Below are 13,228 nucleotides of genomic sequence, written 5' to 3' on the forward strand. Positions count from 1 at the left end.
TTCGGCCTCTCCTCGGGTGTCTGCACCAACGATTTCAAGCGGATGCAGGCCTATATCCGTGGCCTTCAGGTCGGCACCGTCAACATCTGGGAAGTGCCCGGCTACCGGATCGAGATGTCGCCTTTCGGCGGCATCAAGGATTCCGGCCTCGGTTACAAGGAAGGCGTGATCGAGGCGATGAAGAGCTACACCAACGTTAAGACCTTCTCCCTGCCCTGGACCTAGAGCAGAAGCCTTTCGACCCCGGTCTTGACCGCCATCGCCAAGGCAGTAGTGATCTGGGGAGGACGAGTCCGGACGGCGTTTTCAGCCGGCGGCCTCGAGCTTGTCCTGGGTGCGGGTCTCGAAGTCGCCGGCGTCGTGGCGCTCGTGCAGCTGCTCCTCGAGCGGGCCCGAGGCCCGGTTGACGATGCGGCCGCGCTGCACCGCCGGGCGCTGCCAGATCTCCTCGGCCCAGCGCAGGACGTGGGTGTAGGAGGCGACGTCGAGGAACTCGGCAGCGTCGTAGATCTTGCCGCGCACGAGATTGCCGTACCAGGGCCAGATCGCCATGTCGGCGATGGTGTAGCCCTCGCCTGCGATGAAGCGGCTCTCGGCCAGGCGCCGGTCGAGCACGTCGAGCTGGCGCTTGGTCTCCATGGCGAAGCGGTCGATCGGGTACTCCATCGGATAGGGCGCGTACTTGTAGAAGTGGCCGAAGCCGCCGCCGAGGTAGGGCGCGGAGCCCATCTGCCAGAACAGCCAGGAAAGGCACTCGGCCCGCTCCGCCGGGTCGCTCGGGATGAAGTGGCCGAACTTCTCCGCGAGATAGAGCAGGATCGCGCCCGACTCGAAGACCCGGATCGGCTCGGCGCCCGAACGGTCGACCAGCGCCGGGATCTTGGAGTTGGGGTTGATCCCGACGAAGCCGCTGCCGAACTGATCGCCGTCGCCGATCTTGATCAGCCAGGCGTCGTACTCGGCGCCGCTCTCGCCCAGCGCCAGCAGCTCCTCTAGCAGGATCGTCACCTTCTGGCCGTTGGGTGTCGCCAGGGAGTAGAGCTGCAGCGGGTGCTTGCCGACCGACAGCTCCTTCTCGTGGGTCGGCCCGGCGATCGGACGGTTGATGCTCGACCAGGTGCCGCCGCTCTCGCCCTCCCACTTCCAGACTTTCGGGGGTTGGTATCCGCTGGCGTCGTTCATGTCGGGGCTCCTCCGTTCCGGCGGGTGACTCTCGCTCCAGGCCATATGGGGCGCGGGCCGCCCGCTCCCAGGGCGCGGGCGGTAAAAAGTCTTGTGATCGCCAGGATCATTTCCCGCTAGTCTGGGGCGGGCAAGCATCCCGGGGAGGCCGCGTCCGTGAAACTGACCAAGGAAGAAGAAGCGATGCTGGCCGGGGAGCTCGGCGCGGCCAGGCGCTGGGCGATCGACCACCAGATCAAGGTCGGCCGGATGTTCGACGCCGCCGACCTGGTGCCGGTCAGCCAGGCCCACATGATGGCCGACCCCGAGGCTTTGGGCGAGGCCGGGGTGGCTTTCCTCGAGGGCCTGGCGGGGCAGGGCGGCCGGGTCGCCATTCCCATGATCACCGATCCGCGCGGCGTCGACCTGGACCATTACCGGCCGCTCGGGCAGACCGAGGAGATGGCCGACCTCGAGCGTCGCACGGTCGCGGCCTGCGCCGCGATGGGCATCCTGATGACCAACACCTGTATCAACTACCAGACCGTGATGCCGCCGGTCCGCGGCGACCACGTGGCCTACGGGGACACCGGCGTGGTGATCTACGCCAACTCGGCCTGCGGCGCGCGCTCGAACTTCGAGGGCGGCCCCTCGGCGCTGGCCGCCGGGCTGACCGGGCGCACGCCGCGCTACGGCCTGCACCTCGAGGAGAACCGGCGGGCGACGCGGCGCTTCCGGGTCGAGGTCCAGCCCGAGGACCTGACCGACTGGGGCCTGCTCGGCGCCCTGGCCGGCAAGACCGCCGGCTCCTACTGGGAGGTGCCGGTGATCGAGGGTCTGGAGGCCGTGCCGACCTCGGACCAGATGAAGCACCTCGGCGCGGCCATGGCGAGCTTCGGCTCGACCCCGCTATTCCACCTGGCCGGCATCACCCCCGAGGCGCCCCGCCTGGCGGACGTCGGCGGCGAGGAACTGACGCCGGAGGTCCTCACCAAGGAAATGATCGATGCGCTTCGCGCGCGCTTCGGCGGCGTCGGCGACACGCTCGACGTGGTGGTCTTCGCCGCGCCGCAGCTCTCGATCGTGGAGATGCAGCGGGTCGCCGAGCTCTGCCGCGGCCGCCGGATGGCGGTGCCGCTGATCGTCTGCACCGCGCCCCAGGTCTATCCCGACGCGGCGCGCATGGGGCTGGTCGAGACGATCGAGGCGGCCGGCGGCACGGTGCTCCAGGGCACCTGCTTCTACAACCAGTTCGCCCGCGAGATCGGCGAGGCCAAGGGCTGGAAGCGCCTGCTGTCCAACTCGGCCAAGATCGTCAACATCCTGGGCGGCTACGGCTACCAGCCGGCGCTGGCCAGCATGGAGCGCTGCGTCGACTCGGCGGTCGCCGGTGAGATCGTCGGATGATCGAACTCAGGTGCCACGCGGGGATCGGCTCCCGGGTCGAGGGCGAGGCCCTGGTCGCCCGAGACAACTTCTCGGCGCGCTACGACCTCGACCGGATCAAGGGCGTCTTCTCGCGGCCGGAGCACGCCCTCGCCGGGCAGAGCTACCGGGACCGGATCCTGGTGTTCGACACCGCCAAGGGCGGCGTCGCCTCGGCCTGGATGCTGCACGAGATGAAGGCGCGCGGGATCTGCCCCCGGGCGATCCTGTTCAACCGGGCCAACACGATCCTGGCCCAGGGCGCCGCGTTGGCGGACCTTCCCCTGTGCGACCGCTTCGAGGCCGGCGACGTGACGGCGCTGATCAGGACCGGCGACCGCCTCGTGGTCGACCCGGCCGCCGGCCTGGTGACCATCACCAACCGTGGGTCGTAGACGGGGCGGCCTTGTTCGACGTCGGCTGGGATCAAGCGCTGAAGACTCCTTTTAGGCCTGCAGACGCTCACTGTGACCCGAGAGCAATTCCTCCAAGGGTACAAACGCAATTCATCCGATTTTTCAGTGAGAGAGCGTTGATCGTGTAGAGGCGCGCCGCCGAGGAACGAATCCAATCTCCATGATGTGCGAAAACTCACAACGTCTGGCCCCCATCCGGCCATACACTGCATCGTAATCCAGAGCTTAAATTTGGGGAGCTTGCCAACCTGGGCATTGGCCGGTTGCGCAATGCCTGGACCTGAGACAGCGCGATGGTCCCGATTGCTCCACTATTGGTGCTTTTTCTCTCCTTCGCATACATCGGAGTGTCCGTATACGCGAAGACTCCGAATATTGCGAGTTCGCTCATATTGGCGATCGTCGGTATAGGCCTTGCTTACTCTTGGTGGAAGCTCGATAGAAGCCTAACCGGCGGACGGAAGCTCTTACTGGAGGGCCATTGGGGCGGCTTCGGCGGCGGACTCGGGGGTTGGTACTTTCCTCAATCGATTTACCATTTCACCGCAGTCCTGGTGTTGTCGGGCGGCCTGGTCGCATTCGGCGTGATCTCTTTTGCCAAGCCTTCAATGGAAGAGACCGCCAAGAAGGATGAGCCGACTGCCGTAAATGAGCCCGATGAAACAGAGGTCGTATCACTCCCCTCTGTCACCGTGGTCAATGAATTCGACAACCTCGATTCGATCAGGAGCGATGACCAGAGTGCTCAAATTCTGGAACAGGTCACGCATGAAATCGTCGAAAGAATCGTCGCGAGAATCAAAGTCCAACTCGACGAGAGAGCTGTCGATGCGGACTTGGCGGATCGCATCACGGCCCGCATCCTTCGGGAGCTTATGACTACTCTCGGCGAGCACAGGCAGCTGATTGTGGAACATCACGATCTGGCGATCAGGCGCATCGACGAGATGTCATTGAGCATCGACCGGAAGATATTGTCGCTCCTGAATTCGCTTTCATTGCAATTATCAGCAAACGCCCTGCCACCGCACCTGGATGTCGTCAGCGTAGGATTCAATCACAATTCAGGTGATTTGACCGAAGCCGGGAGAAACCTAATTCATCGGACACTTAACAAGGCCAAAGAGAACAACGCAGATCTCGATAAAATCTTGGTATTCGCTTACGCAGATCGAACGCCGATAGACAGTGACGAATCCGAAGAGATCAATTTCAAGATTGCAAAAGCTAGAGGTGAGGAAATCAGACAAGAGATCAAGTACCAACTTCGATCCCTGGGCATTCTCGAGCCAAGTATCGAACTTGTTCCATTTGGCGAAAAAATGCAGAGGCTGGATACCGGAATCGAGGAGAAAGAACCCTACAATAGATACGGCGACATACTTTTCTTGTTCAAGGGTAAGCATCTGGTGTCTGTCCTCAACTACGCCGGCAAAGAGGAGAAGCCGTAATGGAAGGGAGGCAATCGGACGTTGGTTTCGAGAACCCTGTGGCTTACGTGCAGGCTTGGCTGGAGATTGCGCCAAATCTCGGCGGAGGGTTGTTGCTCTTCTTTTTGATCTTGGTGTTGCTGCTGGCTGCCTTGGGCAGATTTGGACATTGCTCAAGCAGTGGCGAGGGGGCGAGGGTTGTCACGTTCTGGGGTGTGCGGAGCGAAGCGCTCGGTGGTTGGAGGTTCTCGGCCGCGCTGGCTTACCTGTTCCTGGCTGGCTACTTCGCCTTGCTCTTAATCGTGCTGGCCCATCAGATGACCAAGGATGTGAGGTTGTCCGTCTCGAAAGCCTGCAAGGATCAGGGCGTCGAGTTGTCGGAGGGTTTGGCCCGTATCGTGGAATGCGATGAGATCATCGGCCGTTCTGACACATGAGACGGGGTCCCCAGCTAAAGACGGCGGCGTTTGGCGGATTTCTCGACCAGGATGATCCGTTGGGCAACGCCTCATCGTTTCGGAGGTGATGACCCATGTCACTGAAGATACAGTTTCCCCTCGACCCCCAGAGTGCGTGTGCGCGCCGTCTCAAGAGGAAGACGGAGACAGGATTTCCACCGCCGAGTCTCGCCTACGCGAGTTCGCCGGAAGCGGAGACCTTGAAAGAAACCTTGCGCGCCTACTACAGAGGAGAGCTCGAGGGTCAATCATTCCTGATAGCCGGGCACCGCGGTGCCGGGAAGACCACGTTGGTTTGGAACGCATTGTTGGACGTGGAACTTGAGGCGCGCGCTGGAAGCGTTGCCACGGAGCGTCGCGACGGGCCCTGTCGCTTCCTTCCAATCAAGCTCGATGGCCCGTCACTTTTCGAAGTATTCGAGTCAAAGGGCTGCTCGCGATTGTCGGGCGCCGCGGGTACGCAAAGGCAGAGCGAAGAGGAATCCGAAAACCGCCAGACGAAATCGGCAAAGGAGAACGAGAGCAAGAACAACGGTGAGGCTCTGCCCCATGAGAAAGTCGATCAACTCCACGCGATGCTCGAACACGTGATGCAGAGAGGTTACGACGAACTGGCCAAAGAGTTTTCCACGTCCATTCGGGAACGTGTCATGGCCAAGCCGAACGGACAGTTTCAAAGCCGCTCAGATGGAGCGGAAATGGCTGCCCACCTCGAACTGCTGTTCGACACCGGGCCGTTGCCCGATGTTTTGCGCGACTACTGGTGGCGCATGGGCGCGATCGAAAGAGGCTTTCTCTTCTCGTCCGAAGATAGCGAAAAACCTCCGCCGGGGGATCAAGGAGCGCGGGAGCTCACAGCTCTAGCGACAGCCGCCATCGCCTATCAGAAGATCATCGGAAAACTAACAGCGCAGCAGACGACAGATAGCAATATCGACCAGACACGGAGCCTTGCGAACAACTTTTCCCAAGATGCACAGCCAGATAGTAAAGCAGGCACGAATTCGAGCGTCAAAGTGCTTCAATTGAGCGGCGGGAGCGGCTCAATGACTGGAGCGCTCCGCCTTCTTACTGCGCCGGTGCTGGCGCTTGTTGCGGGAGGTCTCGGCGGTGCGGTCTACTTGACAAAGGGCGCCGAATTGTCAACCGCCATTGCAGCGTCCGCCATAACGGTAGGGGGCGCTCTTGCGACACTGCTTGGTGTCGAGATGGTAACGACACGCATTGACAAACGCAGCCGCAGAGATAGCTCGGTTTTAGAGATCGATACGCATCCCAGCACTTTGGTGCGTGACCTCCCACGACTGATAAATCGGATAAAGGAAGCTGGCCTCTTACCAGTATTTGTCATCGATGAACTGGACAAAGTCGATCCACTCATAAAACTCATGCAAGAGACCGTCAAGCACCTGAAGAATATCGTCACTGAAGAAGCGGTCTTCCTTTTCATGGTTGACCGATACTATTTCGATCACCTTAGGCGCATTGATAGAAAGCTCGCCTATCCACCCGAGCTCACCTACTTCAACCAGCGTCTATTCGTCGCTTATCGGCCACGAGACTTGTTTGATCACTTTTCCAACATTTTTCCGGCGGATAAGGATCACTCCCGGTCCGACGCCGATGCGCGTTGGGTGCTGATCTACGCGGCGATGCAGTACTCTCGAATGCATGTGTTTCACTTGCGCCGTTATCTTCGAAGAATCGTTCATCAGGACCAAACCCTAAAGGTCACCGCCGCCGAAATTCTTAGATCCGGCCGGAAGGACTACCGGGTTCAGGTTCTAATGCAACTTGCCGTGCTGAAAGCGTTGCAGAACGACGAGGTCAGAGTGCGCCTCTCGGACGATTCCTACTTTGTTCAGCAGGTTTACGATGCTGCCTACTATCCCGCACGTGTCTGGCGAGATGGCGATAACGTCATCGACATCAGCTTTGAGAGTTTCAAGGGTTACATGGAGCAACGTACCCGCCAAGCCGACTCGTCCAACCAGAAGAATGGAGATCACCGAAATGACGTCGAGACCAGCACCAATCGTAATGGAGTGGACACAGAACCCGAACTCGAGTTGACCAGCTCTGATCTCAAGTTTCTTCAGAAGATCATGCTGGAGGTTGTCGGATACTTGGCTGACCCGGCCAGTTTGATGAGGCGCACACGCGCGTTGTTGCCCGATGAAGAACCTAGCGCCGTGCTTTTGACTGAAGGTGTGCGCGAACGAGTGCGAGTTGACGACGAAGCATTCCGCTATCAGCAAATGTTGGTTGTCCCGGCTTCCGTATATGATGTCGTCTTTCCGGCGCACGCGGGTCCCAACACCAACAGGTTCCTCATCCGACCGGAGAAAGAAGGACTGGAACCGACAGTAAGAAAAGCAGGGAGAGCAGAGCTTAAGGAATTGGTAGATGGCGGATCCGAAGAAATAGCGCATTCTTTTGGTGGCAACGGTGAAGTGCCCAGTGACACTGCTTCAGCAAAGTCAAAAAAGGACGAGAAGACGGTAGAGGACAGGACCTCAGCACAGACTGATGAAAGACTCGAGGGTGAACGGATCCATTTACTTAAAAGGCTGGGACCCTTGCTCAGGAAGAAGGAAGCCCTTGTCTGGGTAAGAAACGAAGTCGGCGGCGAAATGCGCGGAAAGATTAGTGAAGCCGTTTCTGGAAAACTTATCGACAAGGAAGGCGGCCTCGAAACGAAGAGGGCCACGGCTCATGCTTTGCTGCAGATTGGCGCCATAGAAAATTTCTTTCGAAACTTGACCCATCAGGCAGCTGAGTACAAGGATGAAGAAGCGATATCCCCGGGCAGCTTGATCGAGCTTCATCTTATGCCAAGCTCGGCACAGTGGGAGCCTGTGCAGGAGGCTGCCATGATTCTCAAGGAGGACAGCAGGCTTGAAAATTTTTTCAAAATTTTCGATCGCAAACAGAACTTGAAAGATGAAGATGAAAAGAAAAGGAACGAGTTTGTTCAACACCTCGAAGATGTCGAAGCTTACGTCCAGCAATTCAAGGAACGTAGTCCGGCTCTCTCTCGTGCGTTGCTTCTAGGCGCTGTCTTGGGGCAGCTTCTTCCAGGGGGCGGAGAGAAGTCAGCTCAGCGCTATCAGGGACTTCAGATTCTCAAGGACTGCTTGAATTTTGATACGCTCAACTCGACCACGCAGTTGACCGAGGCGATAGACGGCGTGCTAATACCAGACGGTCTACTCTATCAGTATGTCGCCCAGTATTTGGAGGAGAATCCTATCGACTTCGGCGCGGAGGAGCCAGGTTCGGAGGCTTTCTTCGAGCGGCTAGACTCCGTCGAGGAAGAAGTCTCCAAAGCCCAGGCTGATATTATTGCGCAGGCACATGAGAAGCTTTGGAGTGCTTGGCGGTTGCGGCTTACCGAGTTTTTGACGCGAGACGCGACGCAGTTTGATGCCGAAGAATTCGACCTCATCGCGGTTGCGGACAGGCGACATCCTGCCACCGCGCTCAAACTCGATCTTGACGCAGTTACGTTGCACGGCTGGAGCGAGGTCCTGTTGCGGGCTTTCGGTGTCATCGGCGCGAACGAGACTGATGAAGAATTTCCGATGTGGATTGCAGTCCCGGCAGCATTTCGCCTCAACCTGGCCTGGTTGCTCTTGCCGATGCAACGTCTTGCGGCGGCCAACCGTCATGTTTTGCCGCTCATCAGGTTTATGTATTTTGTCGTTCGGCTCGTGGGTAGGCAGGGCTGGAATCGCAAGAATATCTCAGATCTGGAGGAATTTAAAGAGTTTGTTGAGCAGCATAAGGTTCTCGTGAAGAGCAAGGCCAAAGACGACTCCGAGCGCGATCAGATTATGATAATCACCGAGGAGAGTCCTCACCTAACTGAAGGCTGGACGAACGCAGGTCGCTGTGGGGTTATCAGTTTGAGTGCTCAGGTCTTGCCGATATTTATGCTCCTCAGACGGCGGCTCTTTGGCGTGAGCGAGCGTTTAGCAATTCTCCGCTTCATCAGGAAACGGCTGTTTGCTCGACGAACCGCCGCTGACCAGTTCAGGCCGGATCCCACACAATACTTTGATGTCTACGACGTCCAGTCAGTGAGCGATGTCAAGACCCTCCAACGGAGTCTTGGGGAGGGTTGGAGTGTAACTCATGGGAATAGGCGTCACGCCTTGATTCTCGGTGATCATACGGAGGCCGGCCTCTCGCCGGAAGAGTTCGTGCGAGGAGCCGATAGCATCGATTCCGCAATAACGGCCATTCGTCAGCGACTAGACGATGAGCCCGAGTCGAAAGCGTAACGAAGTTACATTCTCCAGAATTCCTATGTGACCAACGCATCGTCGTTCCTGCTTAATGCGTGGGTTCTGCCCTCGGGCGATCCTGTTCAACCGGGCGAACACGATCCTGCTCCAGGTCGCGGCGCCGGCGGATCTCGCCCTCTGCGACCGCTTCGAGGCGGGCCACGTCTGGGCGCTGAGCAGGGCCGGCCTCATTGCCTCTTTCATCGAGTGAGCCTGCCGCCGGCTTCCGCTCCTCTCGAGGGACGAGGGAACCGGCCGAGGCGAGGCATTTGAGCTTAACAATTAGTTGATGGCGGCTTGCTAGTTTTTGGCGGCGCTAGAGAACCCAGAGGCGGTGAGAGCAATGATCGGCAGCGAAGCCCGCCAGGGCCTCATCAAGGTCATCGTACAGATTCCCTGCTACAACGAGGCCGAGACCCTGCCCGACGTGCTGATCGATATCCCGAGGGAGATCCCCGGTGTCGACGTGGTCGAGACGCAGGTGATCGACGACGGATCGACCGACAACACGCTGGACGTCGCCCGCCGGTTCGGCGTCAATCACATCCTCCGCAACAAGCGCAACAAGGGTCTTGCGCGCACCTTCCAGAAGGGGATCGACAACGCGCTCAGCCGCGGCGCGACCATCATCGTCAACACCGATGGCGACAACCAGTATTCGGGCGCGTCGATCCCGGACCTGATCCGCCCGATCCTGGACGGCCAGGCCGATATCGCGATCGGCGACCGAAAACCCGGGAAGAACAGAGAGTTCCCGCTCCTTAAACGCTTGCTGCAAAGGTGCGGCACACAGGTAGTCCGGAGTCTCTCGGGCGTCGACGTTACCGACGCGGTGTCGGGATTCCGCGCCTACTCACGCGAGGCGGCGCTGAGCATCAACGTGATGACGACATTCAGCTACACCACGGAAACGCTGATCCATGCCGGTCAGAAAGGGCTCACGGTGGTCTCGGTTCCGGTCGATACCAACCCCGCGACCCGGCCCTCCAGACTTTTCAGGTCGATGGGTTCGTTCTTGCGCAAACAGATCATCACGATCCTGCGCAGCTACGTCATGTACCGTTCGCTGAGCGCGTTCAGCATTCTGGGCGGCATCATGCTGTTCGTCGGGGCGCTCCCCGTGCTCCGCTTCCTTTACCTCTACGCCATTGGCGAAGGGGGCGGTCATATCCAGTCGCTCGTGCTGGGCGGCGTGTTCCTTCTGGCGGGCTACTTCACCGTGGTCATTGCCTTCTTGAGCGACACGATCGCCACGAACCGCCGCTTGACCGAGAACGTCCTCATGCGGCTTCGCCGCCTAGAGCAGCACGACAATCCCGCCATAGAAGAAGAAACGGACCCAGCCGCGATGCGGTCACATGTTGCAGACTGACGCCATCACGGCCAGGTGGGCCTCCGACCCAGCCCTGGTCGGGTCCCTCGCGGTGGCGGTTCTGGGAGCGCTGGCCTATGCGCTCATTGCTTTCGGGGTCGGCCCATTCGGTAACGAGGCGTTCGGCACCGATATCTACGATCTCTACTACCTGGCGATCCTCGAGGGCCGGCTGGACCTGCCGGCCCGCGTCTTGCGCTTCGAGGGGCATTACGCGCCGGACGGAAAGGGGTATCTCTACCACGGCGTAGCCCCGCTGCTGACGCGCTTCGCCTTCGGCTGGACCGTGGCCCTGCCCCAAGCTTCGCTGGCGCAGGTCTCGGTCTGGCTCTGGGCGGTGCTCGGAACAGCGTGCTACCACCTGGCTTTCCTGACGGCCGCAGACCGAGCCTGGGCGGGCGACAGAGGGCGCCGGACGTTCTGGGCGGTCATCCTGGCCTGTGCCGTCTGGTTCGCCGCCCCGGGCATCTTGATCGCCGCGCGCCCCTCGCTCTACCACGAGCCGGTCGCGGTCGCCTACGCCATGGCGGCTCTCTTCATCCTTCTTTGGGTACGGGCAGCGGCGTTCCACCGGCCGTGGCGGTGGGTCCTCGTGGGGCTCGCCCTCTGCGCCGCCATCGCCCTCCACGCCCGCCCGAACGTTGCGGTGGGCCTCTATCTCGGCCTCGTTCTCGCTGTCGGACAGGCAATGCTTAGCGACCGCCGGCGGGCGCTTATTCCCGCGGCGCTTGCCCTCGCCCTGGCCGGGCTCAGCGGGGCCGGCTTCCTGGCCATGAATTCGGCGCGCTTCGGCGCGCCGACAGAGGTCGACGGCCAGTTCGATGCCTCCCGGGTCCAGTACGGCACGGTCTACTGGGGCCAGGAAGAGCCGGACTCCCCTCGCGCGACGGCCTCCAAGGAGCACGGCCGCTTCAACCTCCGGCGCGTTCTGCCCAATCTCGCTTTCTACAGCCTGGATCCGCCCGACTACATGCAGTGGTCTGGCCTGCCGGACCTGGTCCTCGCGGCCTATCGGCGGGCGACCTTGGAGGACTTGGGCTACATCCGGATCGAGCCGCCGCGCGGCGGGATGCTCTGGCTCTGGGCCGGATGGATCTTCCTGGCCGCTGCCTGCCCCTGGCGGGCGCCAAAGCCTCTGCTTGGCCTTTTGCTGGCGACGGGCGTCACCGCGGTCCTGACCTTGGCATACGGGACCATCACCCTGCGCTACCGTTTCGACATCTGGCCGGCCCTCGCCGTCCTGGCGATCTTCGGGCTCCCCACGGTAACCGCGTGGCTGGCCCGGTCGCGCAAGGGCATCGGTCCGCCGGCGGTTCTCGGCCTCGCGGTCTATGCCGGGCTGATGTCGACGCTCCAGACGACCTCGCTCTACACCCGCCAGTTCTCGACCGAAGGCAACGAGTTCTTTGCCCACTGGTCCTATGGAGACTGCGTCGAGAAGGGCCGTACGCGCGGCCGGCCGGAGGCTCTCCTGGCCGAGATATGCACCCTGCCCGGAGACCGTCGATCCGACGATTGACCTGGAGTGGTCTCGTGACCGGCCGGCGTGAGGCGGTGCGAGTTCCGTGCTAGCTTGCCGCTCCCCGGTAAGTGTCCTGAAGAGCAACTGACCCATGGCCTGGGCCGAGTTCGCCTTTGCGTTCGCGATCTTCTTCGCGAGCCATTCGATTCCGGTTCGGCCTCCGGTCAAGCCCTGGCTGGTCCAGCGCCTGGGGGCGACGGGTTTCAGCCTGCTCTATTCCGCCTTGTCGCTCGCGGTCCTGGCCTGGCTGATCCTCGCGGCGGGGCGGGCGCCCTTCGTCCAGATCTGGCCCTGGGCCCCCTGGCAGTCACAGGTGACGCTCGTCCTCATGCTGCCCGCCTGCCTTCTGCTCGCCGCCTCCGTCGCCCGGCCGAACCCCTTTTCCTTCGGCGGCCGCGCAAACGAGACCTTCGACCCCGCCCACCCGGGGGTCGTGCGCTGGACCCGGCATCCCTTGCTGGCGGCCCTGGCGCTCTGGGCCGTCGCCCATATCGTGCCGAACGGCGACCTCGCTCATCTGATCCTCTTCGGCAGCTTCGCGGCCTTCGCCGTCCTGGGCGGGCGCCTCGTGGACCGCCGGAAGCGCCGCGAGATGGGAGAGGCGTGGCAAGCCCTCACGGCCCGCGTCGGGCAGACCCCCTTCATCCCGAGACCGGCGAGCCTCCGCGCGAGTCTCGTCCGGCTCGCGGCCGGCCTCGGCCTCTTCTTCGGTCTCCTTTGGCTTCACCCGCTGATCCTGGGCGTCGACCCTCTCTGAACTCTGGAAGGCATTCATACGCTGCTGAGGAGCAGGCTCGTCTCGCTGTTCGAGACCCCGTTGACGCCGCGGACTTCCCTCAGGATGCGGTCGAAGTCGCTCAGGCTGTCAGTCTGTATCTCGACCACCAGGTCCCAGTTCCCGTTGGTCGTGTGGATCTTCTGGAGTTCGGGAAAGCCGCGCAGCTTGCGGATCACCTCGGTGGTCGACTGTCCCTTGACCTCGATCATCATGACCGCCCGGATCTTCTCCGTCTCGTAGTCGTCGCGCACCCGGATGGTGAAGCCGAGGAGCGCCCCCGATTCCAGCAGGCGCTCGATCCGGTTCTGCACCGTCCCGCGGGACACGCCCAGAATGTCGGCCAGCTTCGACAGGGGCGCGCGCCCGTCCCTGCGCAG

Annotated in this window: 12 protein-coding genes; 10 read left to right on the forward strand and 2 right to left on the reverse strand. The window is 61.2% G+C overall.

The genetic code is table 11. From position 1 onward, the window contains the following. On the forward strand, window positions 1–225 hold a 225-nt coding region (locus QNJ67_22595; protein ID MDJ0611779.1), incomplete at its 5' end, for an aldehyde dehydrogenase family protein. Between the two features lie 81 nt (window positions 226–306). Here QNJ67_22595 and yghU read toward each other — a convergent pair. After that, entirely contained in the window at window positions 307–1,182 is an 876-nt protein-coding gene (gene yghU / locus QNJ67_22600) for a glutathione-dependent disulfide-bond oxidoreductase (protein MDJ0611780.1), read from the reverse strand. A 156-nt stretch (window positions 1,183–1,338) separates the two neighbouring features. Here yghU and QNJ67_22605 point away from each other — a divergent pair, with 156 nt between their 5' ends. The 9 genes from QNJ67_22605 (at window position 1,339) to QNJ67_22645 (ending at window position 12,830) form a co-directional block, all read left to right on the forward strand. After that, window positions 1,339–2,568, forward strand: a complete 1,230-nt coding sequence (locus QNJ67_22605) for an aconitase X catalytic domain-containing protein (GenBank protein MDJ0611781.1) — start codon at window positions 1,339–1,341, stop codon at window positions 2,566–2,568. Further along, on the forward strand, window positions 2,565–2,981 hold the full coding sequence (locus tag QNJ67_22610; protein ID MDJ0611782.1) for a DUF126 domain-containing protein: 417 nt from the start codon (window positions 2,565–2,567) through the stop codon (window positions 2,979–2,981). The genes QNJ67_22605 and QNJ67_22610 overlap by 4 nt, the downstream gene beginning before the upstream one ends. Window positions 2,982–3,394: 413 nt before the next feature. Next, window positions 3,395–4,453 carry a hypothetical protein gene (locus QNJ67_22615; GenBank protein ID MDJ0611783.1) on the forward strand — a complete coding sequence of 353 codons (1,059 nt, stop codon included), beginning with the start codon at window positions 3,395–3,397 and terminating at the stop codon, window positions 4,451–4,453. Next, window positions 4,453–4,869 carry a hypothetical protein gene (locus QNJ67_22620; protein MDJ0611784.1) on the forward strand — a complete coding sequence of 139 codons (417 nt, stop codon included), beginning with the start codon at window positions 4,453–4,455 and terminating at the stop codon, window positions 4,867–4,869. Before QNJ67_22615 ends, QNJ67_22620 begins: the two co-directional genes overlap by 1 nt. 95 nt (window positions 4,870–4,964) lie before the next feature. Continuing rightward, complete coding sequence (locus QNJ67_22625; protein MDJ0611785.1) at window positions 4,965–9,176, forward strand: hypothetical protein; 4,212 nt, start codon at window positions 4,965–4,967, stop codon at window positions 9,174–9,176. A 55-nt stretch (window positions 9,177–9,231) separates the two neighbouring features. After that, entirely contained in the window at window positions 9,232–9,390 is a 159-nt protein-coding gene (locus tag QNJ67_22630; GenBank protein ID MDJ0611786.1) for a hypothetical protein, read from the forward strand. 132 nt (window positions 9,391–9,522) lie between these two features. Continuing rightward, complete coding sequence (locus tag QNJ67_22635) at window positions 9,523–10,551, forward strand: glycosyltransferase family 2 protein (GenBank protein ID MDJ0611787.1); 1,029 nt, start codon at window positions 9,523–9,525, stop codon at window positions 10,549–10,551. Then, the gene (locus QNJ67_22640; protein MDJ0611788.1) at window positions 10,538–12,070 is read left to right on the forward strand and encodes a hypothetical protein; all 1,533 of its coding nucleotides are present in this window, start codon (window positions 10,538–10,540) and stop codon (window positions 12,068–12,070) included. The genes QNJ67_22635 and QNJ67_22640 overlap by 14 nt, the downstream gene beginning before the upstream one ends. Window positions 12,071–12,164: 94 nt before the next feature. After that, entirely contained in the window at window positions 12,165–12,830 is a 666-nt protein-coding gene (locus tag QNJ67_22645; GenBank protein MDJ0611789.1) for an NnrU family protein, read from the forward strand. Between the two features lie 14 nt (window positions 12,831–12,844). On the opposite strand, the gene QNJ67_22650 is transcribed toward QNJ67_22645, so the two are convergent. Then, window positions 12,845–13,228, reverse strand: a 384-nt coding sequence (locus QNJ67_22650; protein ID MDJ0611790.1) for an Lrp/AsnC family transcriptional regulator, incomplete at its 5' end; no start/stop codon positions are given.

This window comes from Kiloniellales bacterium (genome assembly GCA_030064845.1).
Classification (GTDB): domain Bacteria; phylum Pseudomonadota; class Alphaproteobacteria; order Kiloniellales; family JAKSDN01; genus JASJEC01.